The 25,390-nt window shown below is 36.0% G+C and carries 26 protein-coding genes and 1 other RNA gene; 22 read left to right on the plus strand and 5 right to left on the minus strand.

Annotated elements, in window-relative coordinates:
- The first annotated feature begins 3 nt into the window (after positions 1–3).
- The 4 genes from OL233_RS01125 (at position 4) to OL233_RS01140 (ending at position 4,130) form a co-directional block, all read left to right on the plus strand.
- A complete protein-coding gene (locus OL233_RS01125; RefSeq protein WP_275470535.1) occupies positions 4–804 on the plus strand; it encodes an SDR family NAD(P)-dependent oxidoreductase in 801 nt (266 codons plus the stop codon).
- Between the two features lie 16 nt (positions 805–820).
- A complete protein-coding gene (locus OL233_RS01130) occupies positions 821–1,231 on the plus strand; it encodes a lipopolysaccharide assembly protein LapA domain-containing protein (protein WP_275470536.1) in 411 nt (136 codons plus the stop codon).
- 68 nt (positions 1,232–1,299) lie between these two features.
- A complete protein-coding gene (gene recJ, locus OL233_RS01135) occupies positions 1,300–3,603 on the plus strand; it encodes a single-stranded-DNA-specific exonuclease RecJ (protein WP_275470537.1) in 2,304 nt (767 codons plus the stop codon).
- 14 nt (positions 3,604–3,617) lie between these two features.
- Positions 3,618–4,130, plus strand: a complete 513-nt coding sequence (locus OL233_RS01140; protein WP_275470826.1) for an adenine phosphoribosyltransferase — start codon at positions 3,618–3,620, stop codon at positions 4,128–4,130.
- A gap of 81 nt (positions 4,131–4,211) precedes the next feature.
- On the opposite strand, the gene OL233_RS01145 is transcribed toward OL233_RS01140, so the two are convergent.
- The gene (locus OL233_RS01145) at positions 4,212–4,829 is read right to left on the minus strand and encodes an acetate uptake transporter (protein ID WP_126830844.1); all 618 of its coding nucleotides are present in this window, start codon (positions 4,827–4,829) and stop codon (positions 4,212–4,214) included.
- Between the two features lie 243 nt (positions 4,830–5,072).
- On the opposite strand from OL233_RS01145, the gene OL233_RS01150 reads away from it, so the two are divergent.
- The 4 genes from OL233_RS01150 to nth all read left to right on the plus strand — a co-directional run bounded on the left by OL233_RS01150 (position 5,073) and on the right by nth (position 9,541).
- Positions 5,073–5,720 (plus strand): lysozyme family protein, encoded by a 648-nt coding sequence (locus OL233_RS01150; protein WP_275470538.1) that lies wholly within the window; start codon positions 5,073–5,075, stop codon positions 5,718–5,720.
- A gap of 34 nt (positions 5,721–5,754) precedes the next feature.
- On the plus strand, positions 5,755–8,070 hold the full coding sequence (locus OL233_RS01155; protein ID WP_275470539.1) for a cation-translocating P-type ATPase: 2,316 nt from the start codon (positions 5,755–5,757) through the stop codon (positions 8,068–8,070).
- Positions 8,071–8,174: 104 nt separating this feature from the next.
- Complete coding sequence (locus OL233_RS01160) at positions 8,175–8,876, plus strand: DnaD domain-containing protein (RefSeq protein WP_275470540.1); 702 nt, start codon at positions 8,175–8,177, stop codon at positions 8,874–8,876.
- Between the two features lie 20 nt (positions 8,877–8,896).
- The gene (gene nth, locus OL233_RS01165) at positions 8,897–9,541 is read left to right on the plus strand and encodes an endonuclease III (protein ID WP_275470541.1); all 645 of its coding nucleotides are present in this window, start codon (positions 8,897–8,899) and stop codon (positions 9,539–9,541) included.
- A gap of 41 nt (positions 9,542–9,582) precedes the next feature.
- Here the strand turns inward: nth and OL233_RS01170 are convergent, their stop codons facing one another.
- Together OL233_RS01170 and recU are read right to left on the minus strand one after the other, a co-directional pair.
- Positions 9,583–12,036 carry a PBP1A family penicillin-binding protein gene (locus OL233_RS01170; protein WP_275470542.1) on the minus strand — a complete coding sequence of 818 codons (2,454 nt, stop codon included), beginning with the start codon at positions 12,034–12,036 and terminating at the stop codon, positions 9,583–9,585.
- Positions 12,020–12,661: a Holliday junction resolvase RecU gene (gene recU, locus OL233_RS01175; RefSeq protein WP_275470543.1), complete on the minus strand. Its 642-nt coding sequence runs from the start codon at positions 12,659–12,661 to the stop codon at positions 12,020–12,022. The genes OL233_RS01170 and recU overlap by 17 nt, the downstream gene beginning before the upstream one ends.
- 71 nt (positions 12,662–12,732) lie before the next feature.
- On the opposite strand from recU, the gene OL233_RS01180 reads away from it, so the two are divergent.
- From OL233_RS01180 to hemH, 5 genes are all read left to right on the plus strand, one after another.
- A complete protein-coding gene (locus tag OL233_RS01180) occupies positions 12,733–13,269 on the plus strand; it encodes an SLOG family protein (protein WP_275470544.1) in 537 nt (178 codons plus the stop codon).
- Between the two features lie 96 nt (positions 13,270–13,365).
- Positions 13,366–13,728, plus strand: a complete 363-nt coding sequence (gpsB, locus tag OL233_RS01185; RefSeq protein WP_126830827.1) for a cell division regulator GpsB — start codon at positions 13,366–13,368, stop codon at positions 13,726–13,728.
- A 21-nt stretch (positions 13,729–13,749) separates the two neighbouring features.
- An RNA gene (gene rnpB, locus OL233_RS01190) (RNase P RNA component class B) lies at positions 13,750–14,117 on the plus strand.
- 86 nt (positions 14,118–14,203) lie between these two features.
- Positions 14,204–15,358, plus strand: a complete 1,155-nt coding sequence (locus OL233_RS01195) for a THUMP domain-containing class I SAM-dependent RNA methyltransferase (protein WP_275470545.1) — start codon at positions 14,204–14,206, stop codon at positions 15,356–15,358.
- Positions 15,359–15,442: 84 nt separating this feature from the next.
- Positions 15,443–16,390 (plus strand): ferrochelatase, encoded by a 948-nt coding sequence (gene hemH / locus OL233_RS01200; protein WP_275470546.1) that lies wholly within the window; start codon positions 15,443–15,445, stop codon positions 16,388–16,390.
- A 30-nt stretch (positions 16,391–16,420) separates the two neighbouring features.
- Here hemH and OL233_RS01205 read toward each other — a convergent pair whose 3' ends face one another.
- Positions 16,421–16,828 carry a ribonuclease HI family protein gene (locus OL233_RS01205; RefSeq protein WP_275470547.1) on the minus strand — a complete coding sequence of 136 codons (408 nt, stop codon included), beginning with the start codon at positions 16,826–16,828 and terminating at the stop codon, positions 16,421–16,423.
- Positions 16,829–16,904: 76 nt separating this feature from the next.
- On the opposite strand from OL233_RS01205, the gene OL233_RS01210 reads away from it, so the two are divergent.
- On the plus strand, positions 16,905–17,345 hold the full coding sequence (locus OL233_RS01210) for an EbsA family protein (protein WP_275470548.1): 441 nt from the start codon (positions 16,905–16,907) through the stop codon (positions 17,343–17,345).
- Between the two features lie 14 nt (positions 17,346–17,359).
- On the opposite strand, the gene OL233_RS01215 is transcribed toward OL233_RS01210, so the two are convergent.
- On the minus strand, positions 17,360–17,566 hold the full coding sequence (locus OL233_RS01215; protein ID WP_275470549.1) for a cold-shock protein: 207 nt from the start codon (positions 17,564–17,566) through the stop codon (positions 17,360–17,362).
- Positions 17,567–17,781: 215 nt separating this feature from the next.
- Here OL233_RS01215 and OL233_RS01220 point away from each other — a divergent pair, with 215 nt between their 5' ends.
- The 8 genes from OL233_RS01220 to OL233_RS01255 all read left to right on the plus strand — a co-directional run bounded on the left by OL233_RS01220 (position 17,782) and on the right by OL233_RS01255 (position 25,389).
- The gene (locus OL233_RS01220; RefSeq protein WP_275470550.1) at positions 17,782–18,495 is read left to right on the plus strand and encodes a CBS domain-containing protein; all 714 of its coding nucleotides are present in this window, start codon (positions 17,782–17,784) and stop codon (positions 18,493–18,495) included.
- Positions 18,495–18,950 carry a signal peptidase II gene (lspA, locus tag OL233_RS01225; RefSeq protein WP_275470551.1) on the plus strand — a complete coding sequence of 152 codons (456 nt, stop codon included), beginning with the start codon at positions 18,495–18,497 and terminating at the stop codon, positions 18,948–18,950. The genes OL233_RS01220 and lspA overlap by 1 nt, the downstream gene beginning before the upstream one ends.
- 1 nt (position 18,951) lies before the next feature.
- On the plus strand, positions 18,952–19,854 hold the full coding sequence (locus tag OL233_RS01230) for an RluA family pseudouridine synthase (RefSeq protein ID WP_275470552.1): 903 nt from the start codon (positions 18,952–18,954) through the stop codon (positions 19,852–19,854).
- Positions 19,855–20,060: 206 nt separating this feature from the next.
- Entirely contained in the window at positions 20,061–20,594 is a 534-nt protein-coding gene (gene pyrR, locus OL233_RS01235) for a bifunctional pyr operon transcriptional regulator/uracil phosphoribosyltransferase PyrR (protein ID WP_275470553.1), read from the plus strand.
- A 192-nt stretch (positions 20,595–20,786) separates the two neighbouring features.
- On the plus strand, positions 20,787–22,073 hold the full coding sequence (locus tag OL233_RS01240; RefSeq protein WP_275470554.1) for a solute carrier family 23 protein: 1,287 nt from the start codon (positions 20,787–20,789) through the stop codon (positions 22,071–22,073).
- Positions 22,074–22,097: 24 nt separating this feature from the next.
- Positions 22,098–23,015 (plus strand): aspartate carbamoyltransferase catalytic subunit, encoded by a 918-nt coding sequence (locus tag OL233_RS01245; protein ID WP_275470555.1) that lies wholly within the window; start codon positions 22,098–22,100, stop codon positions 23,013–23,015.
- Entirely contained in the window at positions 23,015–24,304 is a 1,290-nt protein-coding gene (gene pyrC / locus OL233_RS01250) for a dihydroorotase (protein WP_275470556.1), read from the plus strand. Before OL233_RS01245 ends, pyrC begins: the two co-directional genes overlap by 1 nt.
- On the plus strand, positions 24,304–25,389 hold the full coding sequence (locus tag OL233_RS01255) for a carbamoyl phosphate synthase small subunit (protein WP_275470557.1): 1,086 nt from the start codon (positions 24,304–24,306) through the stop codon (positions 25,387–25,389). Before pyrC ends, OL233_RS01255 begins: the two co-directional genes overlap by 1 nt.
- The last annotated feature ends 1 nt before the right edge of the window (position 25,390 follow it).

Here is a 25,390-nt window from a genome sequence, read left to right on the forward strand (position 1 = left end):
GATGTGAAAAAAAATAAAAATTTATTAAACCAACGTGTTTTAATTACAGGTGCTTCAAGTGGTTTAGGGGAGCAATTAGCTTACGAGGTCTCCAGAAGAAAGGGGACAGTTGTTCTAGTAGCTCGTAATGAGGAAAGATTATCTGAGGTTCTAGAGAAATGTGAGGAAGTATCTGGTCAGGAAGGTTATATTTTTCCGATGGACTTGTCAGAAGAGAATGACTTCTCTTCTTTTAAATCTGTATTAAAAGAAGAAGTGGGACAAATTGATATTTTAATAAACTGTGCAGGTTTTGGTTTATTTAAAGACTGCCTCGATTTCGATAAGAAAGTCATCAGTGAGATGTTTCAAGTAAATGTACTTTCATTAATTGCATTGACTCAAGAAATTGCGAGTTCTATGAAAAAAAGAGGACATGGTCAAATCATTAATATCGCCTCTCAAGCTGGTAAAATGGCTACCCCTAAAGGTAGTATTTATGCAGCAACGAAATTTTCAGTAGTCGGTTTTTCAGATGCCCTTAGATTGGAATTAGCTCCTTTTGGTGTTAAGGTTCTAACAGTCAATCCTGGTCCGATTAAGACGAATTTCTTTGATCGTGCAGATGAGACAGGTCACTATTTAAAATCTGTTGAAAAAATTGCATTAGATCCTAAAAAATTAGCTATACAAGTTATGAATGCATGTTACACATCTAAGAGGGAAGTCAATACGCCTAAAATAATGGCATTAGGAAGTAAGTGTTATGTTTTATTTCCTAAAATAGGAGATTTCTTTGCAGGTAAAGTTTTTAATACTAAATAAAAAGTGGGGATAGTACGTGAAAGATCATGGTAAGTTAATTACAGGATTTCTTTTAGTTTGTGTCGTTGTTATTTTTTCAGTTATTAATACAAGAAGAGTGGTTGTTAATTTTGGTATTGCTGAAATTACATCACCGTTAATTTTTATTATTCTAGGTTCAGCCATTTTAGGAGCATTGATTGTGTTTATAACGTGGTTCTCAAATTTTTGGAAACAGCGTAAAGAATTAAAAAGTTTGAAAAATGAGCTAAAGGATTTGAAAGAAAATTTTGACGCTAAAATGAGTGATGCTGTGATAGATATTAAAGCTGAATTAGCAACTAAAGATGAAGAAGTTAAAATGTTAGAGACTCGATTAGAGAATTTAACTAGAGAACAAGAAGTGGAATTAGATACGACGGCTTCATTTATAAATGAAGAAATTTAAACCTGATACGTTCAGGTTTTTTGTTTGATGACGATTTTGTTATAATTGATGTGGTTAGGAGTGATATATTGAAGAAATCAAAATACGCATGGCAATTATCTGAAGAAGCAGTTAATACTGTTGAGATAGAAAACTGGTTGAAAGAGAAATCATTGCCTTCTTTTTTAGCCCCTATGTTATGGAATAGAGAAATAAGAACAACCGAAGAGTTAACGTTATTCTTTGAACCGAGTATTGAAGCGATTCATGATCCTTATTTAATGTATGATATGGAAAAAGCAGTAGTGAGAATACAAGAGGCAATTGCTTTAGGACAACGTATATTAATTTATGGTGATTATGATGCGGATGGTATTACAAGTACAACCGTTTTGAAAGAGGCTATTGAAATGGTTGGTGGAGAAGTGTCCTTTTACCTTCCAGATCGTTTTAAAGATGGATATGGCCCAAATAAAGAGACCTATGATCGATTAATTAGTGAATTAGGAATAGAATTACTTATAACAGTAGATAATGGTGTAGCCGGTCACGATGCGATTGCCCATGCAAATAGTTTAGGTGTAGACGTTATTGTAACAGATCACCATGAAATTCCAGCAACGCTACCTGATGCATTTGCGGTAGTTCACCCAAGACATCCAGAGGGGCATTATCCGTTTGGTGATTTAGCGGGTGTTGGCGTTGCTTTTAAAGTAGCAACAGCATTGTTAGAAGAGGTCCCAGAGGAAATGTTAGATTTAGTAGCCATTGGAACAATTGCTGATTTAGTATCTTTAACTGGAGAAAATAGAGCATTGGTTCAGTTTGGTTTAAAACAAATTCAAAGTGCCCAACGCATAGGGTTAAGAGCACTTTTTGAAAAAATAGACAATGAACAATCCACAGCTACTGAAGAAGCAATTGGCTTTGGAATTGCCCCACGGTTGAATGCGATAGGACGTTTAGGTGATGCAAGCCCAGGTGTAAGACTTTTGAGTACATTTGATGAGGATGAAGCAGAGCAACTAGCTGACGAAATTGACGCTATAAATGTGGAACGTCAAGAAATTGTGAAGGAAACCGTAAGTGAAGCTATGGCTCTTTTAGAAACAAAACAAGATCAAGGAATTTATGTTTTGGCTAAAGAGGGATGGCATCAAGGCGTTTTAGGTATTGTCGCTAGTAAAATTGTTCAAGAGACAGGACGACCTGCACTAGTATTAGGGATTGATGAAGAGACGGGTATAGCAAAAGGTTCAGCTAGAAGTGTTGAACAAGTGAGTTTATATGATGCTATGAATGCTGTTAGTGACCTCTTTACGCATTTTGGTGGTCACCATATGGCTGCTGGTATGTCACTTGAAAGAGAAAATCTTGAGAAACTAGAAGTAGGGCTTAATCAATATGTTTCAGCTTTAAATGTAGATTTTAGTGAGGGACCGCCGCTTGCTGTTGAGGCATCGTTGTCTCTTAGTGAAGTAGGAATAAGTCAAATTCAAGGACTAACATTGTTAGCGCCATTTGGTACAGATAATCCAGCTCCTTATTTCTTATTTGAAAATTGTGCTACGAAAGATATTAAGCAAATAGGAGCGGATAAAACACATTTAAAATTCCAGTTGATAAATGAAACGGATCAATTAGATTGTATAGGATTTGGGTTTGGCTCTGATTCATCTGACATAGCAACTGCAGAAAATCTTGAAGTGGTGGGTCAACTTGCAATTAATGAGTGGAATGGCCATCGTAAACCCCAATTATTTGTAAAAGATTTTAAAGTTTCAGGGCAGCAAGTATTTGATTGCCGTTCAAAAGTTTTTAATAGAGTTGATTTTAATGAAGAAGAAACATTATTCATTGTCTCAACAAAGAAAGAGTACGATCACTTGAAAAAAAATGGTACGGCTTCTATTTTTCTATTAGGAGAAACTACTTTGGATGACGTAACAAAAGACTGGCAAATGGTTGTTGTTGTAGAGTGTCCAGTCAAGGTTTTAGATTTGAAAGAGGTTTTAGATCAATTGAATTATAGTCAGTTACATTTGTACTTAATTTCTAAAGAGCAATGTTACTTAAATGGCATGCCGAATCGTGATCAGTTTGCAGCATTATTCAAGTTTATCGCTCAATATAGTAATGTAGATATTAGATATAAATTAAACGATCTTTCCTCATTTTTAAAAATAGACAAAAATTTACTTATTTTTATGATTCAAGTGTTTTTTGATTTAGGATTTGTTACAATAGAAAACGGTATCATGTCAAAAGTAGAAAATCCGACACAACGCAAATTGGAGGAGAGTCTATTATTTGAAGAAAGACAGCAAAAAATTGTATCAGAGAAGTTTTTATTATACAGTAGTGTCAGCGAGCTTCAAGCTTGGCTCTCATAATAGGAGGATTAATGATGAATTTAAAAAATTATATTGCAAGTATTCCAAATTATCCAGTTGAAGGTGTGACATTTCGAGATATCTCACCACTTATGGGTGACGGAGAAGCCTACCGTGAAGCAACAAAACAAATTGTTGATTATGCAAAAGAAAAACAAGTAGACATGGTCGTTGGGCCCGAAGCGCGTGGCTTTATCATTGGGTGTCCAGTAGCATACGAGTTAGGCATAGGTTTTGCTCCCGCACGTAAAAAAGGAAAGTTACCTCGTGAAACGATTGAAGTGGATTATGGTTTAGAATATGGTTCTGATATTTTAACGTTACATAAAGATGCTATTAAACCAGGGCAACGTGTATTAATTTGTGATGATTTACTTGCAACAGGAGGAACAATCGAAGCGACAATTCAATTAATTGAAAAATTAGGTGGAGTAGTAGTAGGGTGTGCCTTCCTAATCGAATTAATGGAATTAGAAGGTCGTAAGAAAATTGAAGGTTATGAGATTTTCAATTTAATGGAGTTTTAATAGTAAAAGAAGAAAGTCGAAAGTCTTTCTTCTTTTTTTATACAAAAAAACTCGCAACACAAGGTTACGAGTTAACTGTTATTACTTCTTTTTGAAAATACCTAATGGTTTACCTACTGGTAAGAAAGTGTAACCAAAGTGTTTGTTTAATACTGCAGCAGCACAGCCGTAGAATGATAGTAATGAGATACCTAATTCTGAGTAAGCTGCTAAGTTATGGAAGAAGCCTTCAGCAATTCCTAGAGTTGAAAGAGCTAATCCGATGAATAAAAAGTTAATTAGTGTAAAGATTGCTAATAAAACTTTATGTGTTTCAGTTGCGCCGATTGTCATGAAGAATGTGAAGATTAAATAACCGATAAAAGCGAAACCGATTTGTTTAGGATCGTAAATCGCTTGTAGAGATTCTCCAAATAGTCCATTTTGTATCATCCAAGCCATAGCAGTACCTAACCAGAAAAAGCCGTAAGCGAAGAATGCAGTCGCACCAAATACGTTATTTTCTTTCGCGTCATAAGCTGCTGCGACGATTTGTAGTAGACCACCTAAGAAGATAGCCCAAGGGATGACACCGCCAACACCTTCAGTCCAACCTAATTTTTGTGACGAGGCAACAAGTGTTACCATAGCTAACCCGAATAATCCAATTCCTGATGGGTCAATCAGGTGATGTTTCACGATAATTTCTTTGTTTTCCATAATTCTCTCCTTAAATGAAATAAATAAGACCAACCTGTTAAAAATATCACACTGGAAAAAGCATGTCAAATATTGATTAAATTATTTTTCATTTATTTTATTCAAAGTCTATTATTATCTAAAAAATTGTTAAAGAAGTTATGGAAAACTATGAAATTAAGGTCATTCATAGTATGATGGTAATCTAGGCATAATTTGAATTTTTGCATAAAATTCAATCGAAATAGAAAGGTTTTGAATAAAATGAGTCGACGAAATAAAAAGAAGCGACATGTTATTGGAAATGTCGTCAGAATAATACTCTTAGTGGTAATATTCTTTGGTATTTATCGATTTTATATAGTAAAAAGTCAGGTTGAAGAAGTGAAATTATGGAAACCGGTAGTAATAGAAGAAGCCAGTCGTTATGGTTTAGAGGAATTTGATGATGTCATTTTGGCGATTATCTTAACTGAAACGAAAGGTGAGCATATTGATTTAATGCAAAGTAGTGAAAGTAAATATGGTGAACAAAATCAAATCACCTCATCTGAAGAAAGTATTAAAAGTGGAGTTAAGCATTTAGCTGAAGTTTTGACTCAGTCTCAAAATGAAGGAACTGATATTTGGACAGGGGTCCAGGCTTATAACTTTGGAAGTAACTATATTCCATATGTACGAGATAATGGTGGTAGGCATAATGTTAAGATTGCAGAACGATACTCTAGAGAGGTCTTAGCGCCGTTACTAGGAAATAATAACAATAAAAAATACAGATATTTGACTCTTAGAGCTTTAAAATATAATAAAGGGCATCTTTACATCGATGGCGGCAATTTTTTCTATGCAGATATTGTAAAATGGAATATGGCGGTATTAGATGTTATGAGTAAAATCCCTTGGTTTAGTTAAAATTCACACTTGATGAGATGAGGAATGTAAAGTCATGGAAAAATTTATAGAGAAGCAAAATGGATTAACAACGGAAGAAATAGCAACGCGTATTGATGAAGGAAAGCAAAATAATTTTGAAGAAAATGTGTCGAAATCAACAAAAGATATTTTTAAAGATAATATTTGGACGTTATTTAACTTATTAAATTTAGTTATTGGTATTTGTTTAATAATGGTAGGTGCATTTAGTAACTTAGCTTACCTAGCTATTATTGCTGTTAATATTATGATTGGAATTTATCAAGAAATTCATGCTCGGAATTTAGTTGCTAAATTATCTATTCTAGCAAAAGAAGAAGCAACTGTCATTCGTAATGGTAAGAAGCAAGTGATTGATGCTACTGAATTAGTAATAGATGATATTGTTATTTTAGCAGCAGGTGAGCAAATACAAAGTGATATGACTGTTTTAGCAGGTCGTGCGGAAGTGAATGAGTCACTATTAACGGGTGAGTCAGATTTAATTGTTAAGGAAGAAAGTAGTGAGTTATTATCAGGAAGTTTCTTATCAAGTGGGCAAGTAGTTGCTAAAGTTATTCATGTAGGGAAAGATAACTATGCAACTAAGATTGCATTAGAAGCGAAAGTTCATAAGCCTGTTCAGTCAGAATTAGTGAACTCTATTCGTAAAGTATCCAAATTTACAAGTTATATCATTGTTCCATTAGGTTTGATACTCTTATTTGAAGGTCTATTTTTAAGACAAAGTGATCCTAAAGTAGCTGTTGTTGCCGCAGCTGCCGCATTACTTGGTATGTTACCAAAAGGATTAGTGTTATTAATTAGTATTGCACTAGCAACAGCCGTAACCAAATTGGCAAAGAAACGTATTTTAGTTCAAGATATGTATTCAGTAGAAACTTTAGCTCATGTTGATATGTTATGTTTAGATAAAACAGGGACGATTACTGAAGGTAAAATGAAAGTTCAAGATGTGGCGTTGTTAGATGAAACCTATGAGGAACAATTAGATGATATTATCGGTAGTTACCTTGCAGCAACTAGTGATAATAACATTACAATGAAGGCGATTAGAGATGCTTTTCCAGAAAAAAATACATACGAGGCAACATCAGTTTTAACATTTTCATCTGAAAGAAAGTGGGGCGCTGTTAATTTTGAAGGTTTAGGTGGGATTGTTTTAGGAGCACCTGAGCGTTTAGTTTCAGCTGAAGATTTACCTCCTCAAGTCTTACATGGTCAAGAAGAAGGCTACCGTGTTTTAATGCTAGCTATTAGTGAGGGTGAGGACGTTTCTGAAGATGGTTTTAGAAATCTTAAACCATTAGCCGTATTTGAAATTGATGACCCAATTCGTCAAAATGCTGACCAAACATTAGATTATTTAAGAAAAGAAGGCGTTGGTATCAAAGTTATCTCAGGAGATAATCCTGTAACAGTATCTAATATTGCACGACGTGCGGGATTAGTTGGATATGATTCATACGTTGATTTATCAGATTATCAAGACGAAGCATCGGTTAGAAAAGCAGTAAATGAATTCACGGTATTTGGTCGCGTGTCACCTAAGCAAAAACAAATTTTAGTTAATGAATTACAAGCACAAGATCATGTTGTGGCAATGACAGGTGATGGTGTTAATGATGTACTTGCCTTAAGAGAAGCCGACTGTAGTATTGCAATGGCAGAAGGGGACAGTGCGACACGTCAAATCGCTAACTTAGTGTTACTTGATTCTGATTTTACAACATTACCAGATGTATTATTTGAAGGTCGTCGTGTTGTTAATAATGTGACAAAAGTAGCGAGTGTCTTCTTTATCAAGACAATTTATTCATTTTTCTTATCTATTATTTGTATGCTAACAACATTAGCATTTCCGTTTGTACCTATTCAAATCACATTGATTGATTTGGCGATTGAGGGCTATCCAGCGTTCTTCTTATCGTTTGAAGGAGATAAACGAAAAGTAACGACTAAGTTTTTACCAACAGTATTGAAAAATGCTTTTCCAAATGCCATGTTAGTATTGATGAATATTATTGCGGTATACTTTATTAGTCAAAATAGAGGCCTTACAGGTCTTGAAACAACAACATTGATGTATTACTTATTAATTGGTGTAAGCTTGTTAGGTGTAATCAGAGCGTGCTTACCACTTAATCCATTACGTGTGTTTTTAATTGTCACAACAGTAATTGGTATCTACGTGGCTGCGATGTTATTCCATTCTATTCTATTTATTGGTCTATTAACTGCAAATACGTTACCAATTTTTATAATTATGTTATTAATTACGATTGTTTTACGTTTATTAATTTCAGCCTTTGTTTACAAAAAGGCGTAAAAGTCGCAATCATGCGGCTTTTTTTTCTGACATTTTATGTGACAAGTGATCAGAGAAGTTGCTATACTGATAGAAGAAGAAAGTGAGTGATAGATATGCTAGGTATGGTAGATTATTTAACAGCAGGTGAGACTGTTGTTTCAAATATGATTTTAGATAACTTTAGTAAACTGGGAATGACTCATCAAGAGTTAATTCTGTATTTAAAATTAAGGCAATATGAATGCAAAGGAAACGATTTTCCTGATTTAATGATGATTAGTAAAGAAATAGGTGTATCATCAGAAGAAATATTCAGTATGTTAGAAGGGTTATTATCAAAAAAAATTGTGAAATTAACGACTCATACTAATGAACAAGGTCAAACAGGGGATCGTTACGATTTAACAATGATATATGAAAGGCTCGATCAATTAAATAAAGCCAAACATGTTGAAGAATCTAGACAATCAGAACAAATTAAAATTCAAGAGCTCTATCAAACATTTGAGAAAGAGTTTGGTCGTCCTTTATCTCCATTTGAACTTGAAACTATCAGCATATGGTTAACAGAAGACAACTACCAACCAGAACTTGTTATACTTGCTCTTAGAGAAGCAGTACTTAATCAAGTTTATAGTTTAAAATACATTGATCGTATTCTATTGAACTGGGAGCGTAAAAATATTAAGACGAAAGAGCAAGTCGCTCAAGACCAACAAAAGCGAAAAAAATCATTATCAGAAAAAGAGGTTGCCTCTGCGCAAGCTAAGCATGAAGAGGAGCTACCAACGGTACCTTTGTTTAATTGGGCTGAGGATAAATAACTTAGAAGTGAGGTTATAATATGTTGTCAAAAGAAAAAACACTTGAAGTATTAGCGATTATGGCAGAAATGTTTCCAAAAGCTGAGTGTGAATTAACACATCGAAATCCTTTTGAATTAGTCATAGCAGTTGCACTTAGTGCTCAGGCTACAGATGTTTCAGTTAATAAAGTCACACCAGCACTTTTTGAAAAATACCCGACACCAGAAGCGTTTGTAGCTGCTCCCGTTGAGGATATAATGGAAATGATTAAAACGATTGGCCTATATAGAAATAAATCCAAAAATATTAAAGCCTGTTGTAATATGTTAATAGAGCGTTTTAATGGTGAAGTACCTCAAACAAGAGAAGAACTAATGGCACTACCTGGTGTGGGCAGAAAAACTGCTAATGTTGTGTTAGGAGATGCTTTTGACGTTCCTGCCATTGCGGTAGATACTCATGTTGAACGTGTTTCAAAGCGTTTAAGACTTGTAAAGCAAGGGGCATCAGTATTAGAAGTTGAAGAAGCTTTAATGAAGAAAATACCGAAAGAACTGTGGGTAAAAACACATCATCGCATGATATTTTTTGGCCGTTATCACTGTGTTGCTAGAGCACCAAAATGTGAATCATGTCCAGTTTTTGAGTATTGTCAAGAAGGAAAAAATCGGTTGAAGGTATAAAAAAACACTTAGAACAATATGTTCTAAGTGTTTTTTATTTACTATTTATCATCGCCACCTGCAGCTGCCGGTGGTTCAGTAGCTGGCGGTTCAGTAGCCGGTGGTTCAGTAGCCGGTGGTTCGGTAGCCGGTGGTTCGGTAGCCGGTGGCTCAGTAGCCGGTGGTTCAGTAGCCGGTGGTTCAGTAGCCGGTGGCTGAGTAGCCGGTGGTTCAGTAGCCGGTGGCTGAGTAGTTGGCGGCTGAGTAGTTGGTGGCTGGGTAGTCGGTGGTTCAGTAGCTGGTGGTTCAGTAGTCGGTGGAGCTGTTTGTTGACCACCACCAGTAGTTGGTGCTTCTGTAACATTATTTTGTCCTGAATTGTTGTTCCAGTTGTTTGAATTTTGATTAGTGTCGTTCGCATTCCAATCATTTTTGGAAGAAGTATCTTTTGTATCGCTATTATCTGACCAAATTGGCTCTTGTTTCATATTAGCAGTATTTTTTTTCTTCTTCTTAGCTTTTTCGTTAACATGGTTAAGGACGTATAGTTCTTGTCCTACTTTAGATACATTTTCAGGTATTTCCCAATCAGGTGTTTCAATATCTTTTGATAAATACGTCATTAATGTTTTGTAAATCAACATCGCTATATTTTGATCTTGTTTACTAATAGCGTGGCTATATTTGTGATAGCCTGTCCAAACAGAAATCGTATAGTTTCTCGTGTATCCAACGAAACTGATATCAGGAGCGCCATAATAAGCGTCGCCTGTTACCTGATCTAAGAAATCTTCAGCGTAATTTGATGTACCTGTTTTACCAGCATGTGGTAGTCCAGGGATATTTGCTTCGTTACCAGTACCTCGACGTAGAACGTCTTTAAGCATATCTGTGATGATATAAGCTGTTGACTCTTTCATTGCGCGAACACCTTTAGGTTTGAAACTAGCCTCACGTCCATCAGGTAACGTTATTTTATTAACGTAGTAAGGTTTGTAATAAGTTCCACCATTAGCAAAGGCACTATAAGCACCAGCCATTTGAAGGGAAGAAGGGTCTCCTGTAATAGCGTTTGATAGATAGAAATCATCGCCATAATCAATACCTAAACCTCTTAGGAAATCTCCAGCATCTTCTAATCCAACTTCTTCTAATGTTTTAACAGCTGGGACATTACGAGAATCAACTAATGCTTCACGCATTGTTATATTTCCTCGGTAGCGATTGTCATAGTTCATAACTTTATCATTAGTACCAGGGAATGTATAAGGAGCATCTAAAATGTATTTAGCACTTGAATAGCCAAAATACTCAATAGCCGGAGCGTAATCTGTAATAGGTTTAACAGTTGATCCGAAATCACGTTCTGCGGTAACCGCAAAGTTCTCACCTAATTGAATATTATCAGGCACATGACGGCCTCCAATTTGTGCTAGCACTTGTCCGTTATTGGGATTCATAATAGTAATAGCTGTTTGAAAATCTTTGTCTGGATAATCAATATATTTATCTGAATTAACAACTTGGTAAAGGTATTTTTGAGCATCTAAATCAAGATTAGTATGAATGTCCAAACCATCTGTGTAGATATTTAATTTTGAATTATCCTTAACCTCATCAATCACTTCTTTAATGTAGTTATCAATTATTTTTGCATCTTTAGAAATTTCTTGATTAACAATTAATCCTTTATTAATAGGTTCTTCAATAGCTTTTTCATAATCATTTTTAGAAATAGCTTTATCTTTATGCATTTCAGCTAACACTAAATCACGACGTTTTTTAGCTGCTTCAGGATGAAGTATTGGGTCATAATCCGTTGGAGCTTGTGGGATTCCTGCTAATAACGCTGTTTGTGCTAAATTTAAATCTTTTAGTTCTTTACCATAGTAACCCTTAGCGGCAGTTTCCATTCCATAAAATCGATTAGACATATAGACTTTATTTATATAGTAATTGATAACCTCATCCTTCGATTTTTCACGTTCGAGTTGGATAGACATCCAGGCCTCTTGGATTTTTCGACGGTAAGTTTGATCTTTAATATCAGTGGAAAAGAAAGATAATTTAATCAGTTGTTGAGTTAATGTACTACCACCTTGACGATTATTCCCTTTTAAGTTAGAAATAGCAGCTCCCATAATACGGATGGGATCAATTCCAATGTGTTTTTCGAAGCGTTTATCTTCAATAGACGTAATAGCTTGTTTTAACTGTTTTGGTACTTCGTCAATTTCAGCAAGCTCACGCTTTTCTTCACCAACTTCATAAATTATTTTTCCTTTTCGGTCAAATATTCTAGAAGATAGGCTATCAGCTAACTTACTTTCTTCAAACTTAGGACTGTCTTTAATGATGGTATATAGAAAACCAGCACCCGCTATGAATAAAATACAAAGAATAGCAAGTAGCCACATGAAGAAGCGGACAATCCACTTACGTTTTCTTTTTGATTTTCGACTTTTTTCAGCTCGAATGGCTTGTTCTAATGGATCAGAACTAGTGTCTTTTGGCATGATTGTGTGTCTCCTTCTCGATATGTGTTCTTAATGCAGTTATATACGGTATTCTTGGGTTGAATCCAGTATGTATTTCTATACCTTGCTCTTCTATCAGAGGAAGAGGGATAGATTTACGGTTCTGTTCTTTATTTTTCCAAAATGTGATAACTAGATCACTTTCAATGAAAAAACAACGTTTTAAGCTTGAGAACCAAAGTAAAACAAAAGCTATTCCACCATGTTCTGTACAAGCTTTCATATGATTAACTTGATGTTCATGAAAGTTATTCAGTGGAAATGATGTTTTATTTTTTGTTTCTTTTGCTTCAAAATCAAGATGGTACCCTTCATAAACGCCATTATAATCGGTTGTTGAGGCTTGTTTAAAATAAGCTTCACGTATAACCGCAGCACTCCGTGAGGGGTAATCCACTTTAACAATTTGTATAGGGGTAGGTTTTTTATGAACAAGTGCAATTTGTCGCTCCCTATAGTACTCATTACTTTGATTAATAGCCTCCTCAAAGGTCATTCCTCTATTGGCGAAAGTGTGAGTAGGTGATGCTTTTTTTACTTGCTTTTTTTGAGGATTCGGCTCACTATTAGAGTAAGTCGTTCCATTTGGATAATTGAATCTCATGGTAAGTCACACTCCTGAAGTTTATTATACCAAAAAACGTATTATAATGGAAAGGGTAGTGTCATATTAAGATGAAAAGAGTCTATATTTCTGGCTATAGGAGTTATGAACTTGGTGTTTTTAAAGAAGATGATCCTAAAATTAAAATTATTAAGAATGTTATAAAAAAAAATATTGTCCAATTAATCGAAGAAGGTTTAGAGTGGGTGATGTTAGGTGGGAATTTAGGAGTTGAAATGTGGGTATGTGATGTTTGTATTGAGCTAAAAGAAGATTACCCTGACTTATCGCTTGCTGCTATTTTCCCTTTTGAGGGATTTGGCGAACAATGGAACGAAAAGAATCAAATTCAGTTAATGAAATTAAAAACTCAGGCGGATTTTTGTGAGGCAACCTCTCATAAACCTTATGAAACACCACAGCAACTGCGCAATCATACTCAATTTCTATTATCACACACTGATGGAGCACTGCTCATTTATGATGAAGAGTATCCAGGTAAGACGAGTTATCTCTATAAAGATATAAAAAAGTTACAAGAACAAGGGAATTATGAACTATGGCAAGTGACGATGGATGATTTACAAAATTCTCAGGAACATTATTAAACTGATTGATTTTCCTAGCATTATTGGGTACAATAAAATTATTAGTGTATAAATAATATAGAAAAATTGATTTAATAAATTAATGAGGTGCTGAAAATGACAAAGAACTATGAGGCAAGAGAAATCTTACAAAAAGAATTTAAAACTAAAATGCGCGGTTACGATCAAATTGAAGTAGACGAGTTTTTAGATGGTATCATTAAAGATTACGAATCATATGCTCGTGAAATTTTAAGTTTAAAAGAAGAAAAGGAACGTTTATTAGCTAAGGTTGACCAATTAACTAAGAGTCAAGCGACGTTATCACGTATTAAACAAGAGCCAACACAATCAGCTACAGGATCTACGAATTTTGATATTCTAAAACGTTTATCAAACTTGGAGAAAAAAGTGTTTGGTGATAAAATTATGGAAGCAGAAGATGCTGAAACTAATTTAGATGAGACAAAATCATTCTAATATAATATAATTAATTTTGTAGTTTTCGGATAATCGCGGTTTAGCTTGACTAGGCTGAGGAAAGTCCATGCTCGCACAAGCTGCGATGCTTGTAGTGTTCGTGCTTAGCGAAAAAATAAGCTAAGGTACCTGTTAACAGGTAACGGCAGATAAAACTCCTAAGGCTTCGGCTATGGGGGAGTAGTCTTGAAAGTGCCACAGTGACGAAGTAACATTAGAAATGGTGTTAGTGGAACGCGGTAAACCCCTCGAGCGAGCAACCCAAACTAAGGTAGGGGCACTCTTTTTTAGGAAATGAACAAGAAAAGAGACAGATATATCTGTAGACAGATGATTATCATTATACTTTTTTTCCTGAGAAGGTATGATACAGAACATGGCTTATAGAAAACTACAAGTTATCAGGATTTCCTTCCATAATTGGGAGGATTTTTTTTCGATTATAAATAAATACCCAGAAAAGGGAGCCGATAAAATGAAACAATTTAAAATTATAGCAACAGCAGCAAGTGGTATGGAAGCACTTGTAGGAAAAGAATTAAGAGATTTAGGAATTGAATGTCAAGTTGAAAATGGTAAAGCTATTTTTCACGGGGATATCGAAACAATCGCAACAGCAAATTTATGGTTAAGAACTGCTGACCGTATTAAAATTGTTGTAGGTGAATTTAAAGCCGTAACATTTGATGAATTATTTGAAAAAACAAAAGCGTTGCCTTGGGAAGATATCTTACCGATGGATGCAGAATTTCCAGTAGCGGGAAAATCTTTAAAATCAACATTGTTTAGTATTTCTGATTGTCAAGCCATTACCAAAAAAGCAATCGTAAGTCGTTTAAGTGAGGTATATCATAGATATGGCCGTTTACCAGAATCAGGAGCTAAATTTCCATTAGAAGTTGCTTTATTAAAGGATCACGTGACGATTACTTTAGATACCACAGGACCTAGCTTATTCAAACGTGGTTACCGTTTAGAAAAAGGTGGAGCACCTCTTAAAGAGAATATGGCAGCGGCACTTGTGATGCTAACGAGCTGGCGTAAAGACCGCCCTTTTTATGATCCCGTATGTGGATCGGGGACTATCTGTATCGAAGCGGCTCTTATGGGGCACAATATTGCACCAGGCTTTAACCGTGAATTTTTATGTGAACAGTGGGATTGGGTTGATGCGGCTATTTTTGAAAAAGTACGTATGGAAGCCGATGCCAAAGCTGATTATGATATCGAATTAGATATTATGGGATCAGATATTGATGGTAAGATGATTCAAGTGGCACAGCGCAATGCTGAAGAAATTGGATTAGGTGATTCAATTGTCTTTAAACAAATGCAATTAAAAGATTTTACAACTGAAAAAGAGTACGGCGTTATTGTAGCAAATCCGCCATATGGTGAACGTTTAGGTGAAGAAGAAGCCGTTCAACAATTATATCGTGAGATGGGTGAAACTTATCGTCCGCTTAAAACATGGAGTAAATATATTTTAACAAGTGACTTAACATTTGAAACTCATTATAAAGCTCGTGCAACTAAAAAGCGTAAGCTATACAATGGTGCGTTAAGAACGGATCTATTCCAATACTGGGGTACTAGACCACCACGTGCACCTAGAGAATCTAAAGAGTAAAAAAAGGAACTGACCTAGTCAGTTCCTTTTTGTATTGAGAATCATTCTCAATACAGCTATAATGAGAGGGAAAGGAAGATGATTATGAAAAAGAAGGGAATTTTGATTGCTAACATTGGGACGCCAGATAAACCTGAAAAAAAAGAAGTTAAGCACTATCTTAAACAATTTTTAGGAGATCACCGTGTTATAGACACACCGAGATGGAAATGGTTACCAATTTTGCACGGTATTATTTTAAACACACGACCTAAGAAGTCGGCTGCTTTATACAAAGAGATTTGGACAGAAGAAGGGTCGCCATTATTAGTCTATACAAAGGCGCAAGCTAGATTATTACAAGAACAACTACCAGATTATTCTGTACGTTTTGGTATGGCGTATAGTGAACCATCTATCTCGGATTCTCTAATGAAATTCGAAGAAGAAGGAATAGAAGAGGTTACAATTATTCCGTTATATCCTCAATATTCAACAACGACGACAGCGTCAATTAACGATGCGGTATTTAAGCATTATCTGAAGCAAGAAAATATGCCTCATTTACATTTTGTAAGAGAGTTTACTGATCACCCGTTATATATAAAGCTATTAGCGAAGCAAGTGGTAGAGGGTGTTCAAAAATACAATCCTGATGAAGTTATTATTTCATATCACGGTATTCCAGTAAGTTACGTTGAAAAAGGTGACCCTTATCAAGAGCAATGTCAGGCAACAACAGATGCCCTGCTCTCAACATTAGAAATTGATACACCTATTAGAGTGTGTTATCAATCGAAATTCGGTCCTGCAGAATGGTTAACACCCGCTCTTGATCTGACTTTAATGGGACTTCCTAAAAAGGGAATAAAAAAAGTTTTAGTCATTACACCAGGTTTTGTGTCGGATTGTATTGAGACAATCGAAGAAATTGAAAGTGAAAATCATGATTATTTTATGGAAAATGGCGGAGTAGAGTTTAATTATATCCACCCTTTTAATGATTCACCTGAATTTATAGACTTACTTGTTTCATTGGTTGAAGATAAATAAAAAAGAATCACGAGTTTTCGTGATTCTTTTTTATTTTATAGTCTTAATCGCTTTTTGTAACCCTTGCCTGGCAAGATGATCTGCTCCTTTATTTTGCTTTTCAGGGATCCATTGAATAATAATTAATGGAAATTTAGGAAGAAGATCTTGAATGTCTTTTAGGTAAGGAAAAAATAATTTGTTCTGAGTGTAACCTTTATCTATTGTCTCTGCGACGACTTTGCTGTCTGTGTATACAAGTGTTGTATCGTGAATCGTATTTTGTTCCAGAGCAAGGGTCAAAGCAAGTCTTAGACTGGCAAATTCAGCCTCATGATTACTCATAACTGAAAGAGGGAAATGGTATTGCCGTTGAATTGTCCCATCAATAAAAACGATACCTGATCCACTAGGTCCTGGATTGCCTTTAGTTGAGGCGTCAACATAGATTTTTAACATCTGTAAAGCTCCTATTCTTATTCGTTTAGTTTTATGGTAGTATAGAATATATCATTATGAAACACAAGGAGTTTGTATGAACGAAAAAAAAGTTACAAATCGATACCGTTGGCAACCAGAAATAGCAACAAGTCTTATTTATTGGTCATTTAGTTTTGGGTTATTATTTTTAAGTATTATTGCCTTATTAGAGCAAAAATCGCTTAATGCACTTAGTATTTTATTTTTAGTACTAGCATGTGGGTTTATCTACATGGGGTGGTCGCGTTACTTCGATTTAACAGATAATCACTTAATTATCAGAGCAATACTGAGAAAAAATAGTCTGCGTTTGAGATTGTCAGAGATAAATAAAGTATCAGTAGGGACTAATGGCTTTACAATTAAAATGCAAAATAACGAGGTTTATACTTTAATTATGAGTAAAAAAAGTTTAGCTCGTTTCGCAAAACATATTCAAAAAAAAGAAACGTTTGCTGGTGAAGTTATTAGTGCAAAAAAAGAGTCGACTAATTAGTTAGTCGGCTCTTTTTATTTCTCTATTAAAGTGACATTAGTTGCTTGGAGACCACGATGGGCTTCCTTGATATCAAAAGTGACTGGCTGATTTTCTATCAATGTCTTAAAACCGTCGCTATTAATCCCTGTAAAATGAACGAAAATTTCTTCGCCTTCGTCATAAGTAATGAAACCATATCCTTTTTTAGCGTCGAACCATTTAACCGTACCATTCGCCATCTTACATTCCTCCAATGAGTTAATTAGATACCTATGCTTATTATAGGATTCTTTGGTAATTTGGTCAACTAAACTTAGTTTAGTTGAAATAAAATAGAAGGGACTAAAAGAGAAGGGGGAATAAAATCTATTTGGCTTTTTTCGTCATTAACTGTTATTATAGTAAGGTGACACACCATTCATTTAAACGTCATTTTACTGTGAGGGATGTAGCAATGAAAACAAGAGCGGACGAATTTTTAGCAACATTTAATCGAATTGAAAAATGGATGCAAGAACAGTATCAAGGAAAAGGGACTATTGGTTTCACTGATTTGGTGAGACGTTTATCTAAACGTCCAGACCTCCTTGTCAAAAAATTTCAAGATGATTTAATAGAAATTGCTCAATTAAGAAATGCGATTGTGCATGATAGAATATCTCCGAATTTTATTATCGCAGAGCCTAATGAATGGATTGTAAAGAAAATTAAAACAATTGAATCCGATTTAAAAAGACCGGAAAGAATTGTCCCTAGGTTCAAAAAGAAAGTTATCGTTTTTAGCAAAGAAACAAGCCTAACTACGATACTTGACCGAATGGCAAAAGATGGTTTTTCTCAATTTCCTATTTATGATAAGGGTGAAATTGTGGGTCTTTTAACAGCAAATGGTATTGGTTTATGGCTAGCAGCTCATGGCAAAAATAATCAGATAGATGTTAAAGGTCAATCGGCAGCAAGTGTCTTGCAAACAGATCGAAAAAAAGAGAATTATAAATTGGTCTCTAAAGATGCCTTTGTTTTTGAAGGAATGGAATTATTTTTAAATGATCCCACTATAGAAGCAATTCTAATTACAGATAATGGTAAAACAACTGGAAATCTTTTGGGATTAATTCGTCCAAAAGAGTTTTTTCAAGCGTATTATGAAGAGTGGAGGAAACGTTAATGCTAGTATATTTAATAGTAGCCGCTGTAGTGATTATTGTTGATCAAGCCGTCAAATATGCGGTGATGAATTCAATCGAGATTGGTGAAACCGTGTTTCATAATCCGATACTATCACTAACTCATTTACATAATGAAGGGGCAGCTTGGAGTATGTTGGAAGGTAAAATGTGGTTTTTCTACATTATTACAGCTGTAACATGTGCCGTTGTTGTTTATATTTTAGCTAAGAATTTACAAAGTAGTAAGTGGTTAACAATTGGTTTAAGTTTAATATTAGGTGGGGCAATTGGTAATTTTATTGACCGTATTCGTTTGAACTTTGTGGTGGATATGTTCCAAGTAGAATTTTTTAATTTTCCTATTTTTAATGTAGCAGATATGGCCTTAACTGTCGGGGTTGGGTGTGTCTTTATATATATTTTACTCGACGAAAAATTAGACAAGGTGGACTAACATGGAAGAAAAATTAAACATGATCGTAACCGATCAAAAGGGTAGAATAGATAAAGTAATCGTAGAAACATTTAAAGAGTTTTCTCGTTCTCAAATCCAACAATGGTTAAAAGATGAGTTTGTAACAGTAAACGGTGAAGTGGTTAAAGCTAACTATAAAGTTAAAGCTGATGATACTATTGAGATTATTCGTCAAGAACCTGTTGAATTAACAGTTGAAGCTGAAAATATTCCACTTGAAATCGTGTATGAAGACGAAGATGTGGTCGTAGTTAATAAACCTCAAGGGATGGTCGTTCATCCATCAGCAGGACATCCATCAGGGACAATGGTAAATGCACTACTTTACCATATTAAAACTTTATCAAGTATTAATGATGTGATTCGTCCAGGGATTGTTCACCGTATTGATAAAGATACATCTGGTTTATTGATGGTTGCTAAAAATGATGAAGCTCATGAATCATTAAGTAAACAATTAAAAGATAAAACAGCTACACGTCGTTATGTAGCATTGGTACATGGTGAAATTCCTCATGAAAAAGGAACAATTGATGCTCCAATCGGACGTTCAAAATTAAATCGTCAATCTCAAGCTGTTATTGAGGGCGGAAAACCTGCGGTCACTCACTTCAAAGTGATTGATAATTTTGAAGAATTTACATTAATTGAGTGTCAATTAGAAACAGGTCGCACGCACCAAATTCGTGTACATATGCAATATATTAAATTCCCTATCGCAGGTGATCCATTATATGGACCACGTAAAACATTACCTGGTAATGGGCAGTTCTTACATGCTAAAGTTTTAGGCTTTACGCACCCAAGAACAGGAGAAGAGATGTATTTCGAAGCGCCACTTCCACCGTTATTTGAAGAAACTTTAGCAAATTTACCAAAATAGCTTGCATTTAAGTTTGAATACGTGTAAAGTACGATATAAGAAATAACACACAACTAAACATCACCTTTAAGAATAGTCCCGTGAGGCTAAGAAGGCACAACAGATGAGCTAGTAGTAGTCTCAGTCTGTCTACAGGATAACTATACACTCCTGCCTTTCTTAGTAAAGGTAGGAGTTTTTTGTTGTGATAAAAGGAGGCGACCACTATGGTAGAAACAGAAGTAATTGATGAGGTCACAATGAAACGCATTTTAACTCGTATGACGTATGAGATTATTGAGCGTAATAAAGGGATTGAAAATCTTGTATTAGTTGGGATTAAGACAAGAGGCGTTTATATCGCAAAACGTATTTCAGAGCGTCTGCACCACTTAGAGGGTTTAGAACTTCCAGTAGGTGAATTAGATACAACGATGTACCGAGATGATCAAGGGTTTGACCCTAGCGTTAAACCTGACTTAACAAAATCATCAATGCCAGAGGAGATTGCTGGTAAACATGTTATCTTAATTGATGACGTTTTATATACAGGCAGAACAATCCGTGCAGCACTCGATGCGGTGATGGATTTTGGACGCCCAGAAAAAATTTCCTTAGCAGTTTTAGTGGATAGAGGTCACCGAGAGTTGCCGATCCGCGCAGACTATGTAGGTAAAAATTTACCAACAGCCGCGACAGAAAAAGTGGTTGTAGAGATGGTAGAGACAGATAAACAAGACCGTATTTATATTCAAAAATAAGGTTATAATTAAATAGTTGCTTTTTAATTTAGTACAGAGAGACTGAGAAAAGCATTGAATTCTGAAAGCCTAGGGACGGACTGCGTCACTAGGAACTTCTTCAGGGTATCTTTGTGAGAACCTCATCTTAGTATGTACTAGGATGAGGTTTTTTTCTTACACAAAAATAGAGTAGAAGTGGAGCGAAATAATATGACAGAGACAACAAAAGAATTTAGAAATACAGATGCGGTACTAGACATAAAGGATAAACCCAAGCCCTTACAGTGGTTCGGACTAAGCTTGCAACATTTATTTACGATGTTTGGGTCAACAGTTCTTGTTCCAATCCTGGTCGGAATTGACCCGGGAATTGCCTTACTAAGTTCGGGATTAGGAACGCTAGTATACATGGCAACAACAGGAGCGAAAATTCCAGCTTACTTAGGAAGTAGTTTTGCTTTCATACCAGCGATGCAAATGTTAATGAAATCAGAAGGCTATCCCGCAGTCGCTCAAGGTGCTTTAACTACTGGTTTAGTTTACGTGATTGTAGCTCTGATCATTAAAAAAATTGGGTCGGATTGGATTAATAAATTACTACCTCCGATTGTAGTAGGGCCAGTAGTAATGGTAATTGGATTGGGACTTGCAGGAAGTGCCGCTCAAAATGCCATGTTAACGCCAACTGGTGACTATAGTCCCAAATATATTGCAGTAGCACTTATTACATTAGGCTTAACGATTATCTTCAACATGTTTCTAAAAGGATTTATCGGTCTACTCCCTATTTTATTGGGAATTATTTCAGGATACGGTGTGGCAATGCTCTTCGGAATTGTAGACACGCAGCCAATTGTAGACGCAGCTTGGTTTGCTTTACCAAACTTCGAAATACCATTTGTGAACTACGAACCTAAGCTTTATATCGGAGCAATCACAACGATGGCCCCTATCGCGTTTGTCACAATGACGGAACATATCGGTCATATTACAGTATTAAATAAATTAACGAAACGAAACTACTTCGAAGATCCAGGGTTATCACGTACGATTTTAGGAGATGGGTTAGCTCAAATTTCAGCGAGTTTTGTTGGCGGACCGCCAGTAACAAGTTACGGTGAAAACATTGGTGTTCTTGCGATAACACGTGTTCATAGTGTCTTTGTACTAGGAGGCGCAGCAGTATTAGCAATAATTTTAGGATTTATCGGAAAAATCAGTGCGGTTATCTTAAGTATACCGGGACCTGTTATCTCAGGGATTAGCTTTATCTTATTCGGAGTCATCGCGTCAAGCGGACTTAAAATTTTAATAGATAACAAAATTGACTTTGATAAAAAACGGAACTTAATCATTGCCTCTGTCATCTTAGTAGTTGGTATCGGCGGGCTAATGTTTAAATCAGGGCCATTCGAATTATCAGGAATGGCACTTGCCACATTATTCGGAATTGTATTAAATCTTGTCTTACCAGAAAAAGCATTTAGCGAAAAATAAAAGATAGAAAGAAGGTTAGAGAGTATGACGATTGCAAATTTAAAACATCTTTTAACAATTGAAAGTTTAAAAAATGAAGAAGTGATGCAGTTAATCGAACGAGCACAGGCTTTTAAAGCAGGTGAAACGTGGCAAGCGCAGGCTGAACCAGTTTTTGTAGCAAATCTATTTTTTGAAGACAGTACGCGAACACATAAGAGTTTTGAAGTAGCCGAGCATAGACTAGGGCTCAATGTTATCCCTTTTGAAACAGCCACAAGTTCTATCAATAAAGGTGAATCGTTATATGATACTATCCTTACGCTATCAGCATTAGGTGTCTCCGCTTGTGTGATTAGACATCCAGAAGAAGATTATTATCATGATTTGATTGAAAGTCCTACGATTCGGACAGCTATCATAAATGGGGGTGACGGCAGTGGGCAACACCCTTCACAGTGTCTACTAGATATGATGACCATTTATGAAGAGTTTGGGACGTTTAAAGGGTTAACGGTTGGAATAGTCGGGGATTTAAATCATTCACGAGTAGCAAAATCCAATATGGCACTTTTAAGACGCTTAGGGGTAACCGTCTATTTCTCAGGACCGAGAGAGTGGTTTAACCCGAAGTTTGAAGCATTTGGTGAGTATTTCGAAATAGATGAGTTAGTAAAAAAAGTTGATGTTTTGATGTCACTAAGAGTTCAGCATGAGCGTCACAATACAGGAACTGTTTTTTCAAAAGAGAGCTATCACGAACAATACGGGTTAACGGTTGAGCGCAGTAAGTTTTTAAAACCAGAAGCAATTATCATGCACCCGGCGCCGGTTAATCGTGATGTCGAACTGGCAGATGAACTGGTTGAGAGCTTACAGTCCAGAATCGTAAGTCAAATGACAAATGGGGTCTTTATGAGAATGGCAATTTTAGAATCTATCTTAGAAGGGAAGTCGTTATAATGAAACTTTTACTAAAAAATGGGCAGGTCGTATCAGAACATAATCAAACCATTCCAAGTGATATTTGGATAGAGGATAAAAAAATAAAAGCCATCGGATTAGATTTTGAAAAAGAAGGGATCGAATTTGATAGAATTGTGGATTTGGATGGACATTTAGTAACACCAGGATTAGTTGACCTTCATGTCCACTTTAGAGAACCTGGTTTTTGTCATAAAGAAACGATTGAAACTGGAAGTAAGGCGGCTGCAAGGGGAGGCTACACAACAGTATGTGCCATGCCAAACTTAAACCCAGTTCCTGATACATTAGAAAAATATAACGATTTAAAAAATAGAATTGAACAAGACAGTGTGATAAAAATCCATCACTATGCGCCGATTACGCATTCACTTAATTCAGAAGAAATTGTCGATATGGATGAGTTAACGAAAGCAGGTGCCCCAGCTTTCACTAATGATGGTGTCGGTGTTCAGACTGCTGGGACAATGTACTTGGCAATGAAAGAAGCAGCAAAGAATAACAGACCACTGGTGGCGCACACGGAAGACGAGAGCTTATTGTTCGGAGGCTGTATGCATAAAGGGAAGAAATCAGAGGAGTTAGGGTTACCTGGGATTATGAGTGCGACCGAATCCTCACAGATTGCTAGAGACTTGCTCTTAGCAGAAGAAACAGGTGCTCACTACCATATCTGTCATGTGTCAACAAAAGAAAGTGTTCGTATTATTAGAGAAGCGAAACGGGCCGGTGTAAACGTAAGCTGCGAGGTTTGTCCTCATCATTTAATTTTAGCCGATCACATCATTACAGAAGACCACGGCAGATTTAAAATGAATCCACCACTTAGAGCAGAAGACGACAGACAAGCTTTAATTGAAGGGTTACGAGATGGCACAATCGATTGTATCGCAACCGACCATGCCCCACATTCAGAAGAGGAAAAAAATCAGAGCATGCTCAATGCTCCATTTGGGATAGTCGGCAGTGAAACGGCATTCTCATTAATGTATACCCACTTTGTAAAGGCAGGCATCTTTACATTAGAGCAAGTTTGTCGATGGATGACAGTTGAGCCAGCAAGATTATTTAATTTAGAAGCAGGGTGTTTGCAAGTTGGAGGCTCAGCAGACATTGCGGTTTTTGATATTGATACAGAAGTAGATATTGAAAAAGAAGACTTCTTATCAAAATCATGTAATACCCCATTTCTTGGGTGGAAAGTTTTAGGAGAAACCGTTCTGACAGTAGTCGACGGTACAATTGTTTGGGAGAGAGGGGACGCATAATGAAACGAGTATTAATACTAGAAGACGGTACAACATTTTATGGAGAAGGGTTTGGTGCTGAGCGATTAACAACAGGAGAAGTTGTTTTTACAACAGGAATGACTGGCTATCAAGAGGCCATAACAGATCAAAGTTTTAACGGTCAGATTATCACCTTTACCTACCCCTTAGTCGGAAATTATGGCATTAACCGTGATGACTTCGAGTCAATCGAACCTACTTGTCAAGGCGTAGTCGTCGGTGAACACGCACGAGTACCTTCAAACTGGCGCAGTCATCTCTCACTAGATAGTTTTTTGAAAACTAAAAATATACCAGGCATCTCTGGTATTGATACCCGAAAATTAACCCGAAAATTAAGAGAGGAAGGCACGATTAAAGGTTGTATTGTTGATGCAGGTGATGAGGTTAATATTGATCATGCTTTTGACGCACTTAAAGCAACAGTAATGCCAACTAACCAAGTGGCACAAGTGTCATGTAGTAAGCCTTACCCAAGTCCGGGAACAGGCAGAAATGTAGTGGTCGTAGATTTTGGATTAAAACACAGTATTCTTAGAGAATTAAGCAAACGTAACTGTAACATTACCGTATTGCCATATGATACAACAGCCGAGGCTATCCTAACTCTAAAACCTGATGGTGTCATGTTAAGCAATGGACCTGGCGATCCAAAAGATTTACCAGAAGTTCTAGAAATGATTAGAGGGATTCAAGGGAAGGTGCCAATCTTTGGAATTTGCTTAGGACACCAATTATTCGCCTTAGCCAATCATGCCGATACTTATAAAATGCGTTTTGGACATCGTGGTTTTAACCATCCTGTCAGAGAAATTGCAACAGGTCGTGTCGATTTCACCTCACAAAATCACGGATATGCGGTTGACCCTGAAAGTATTGACGATGAGGTCTTACTTATTACTCACCGTGAGATTAATGATGAGACAGTTGAAGGGCTAAAGCATAAGAGTTACCCAGCCTTTACGGTTCAATTTCATCCAGATGCAGCACCGGGTCCTACAGACGCACTGTACTTGTTTGATAACTTTATGGATTTAATGGATACATGGAAGGAGACTCTTTAAG

It is taken from the genome of Vagococcus proximus (assembly GCF_029143285.1).
Taxonomy (GTDB): Bacteria; Bacillota; Bacilli; order Lactobacillales; family Vagococcaceae; genus Vagococcus_D; species Vagococcus_D proximus.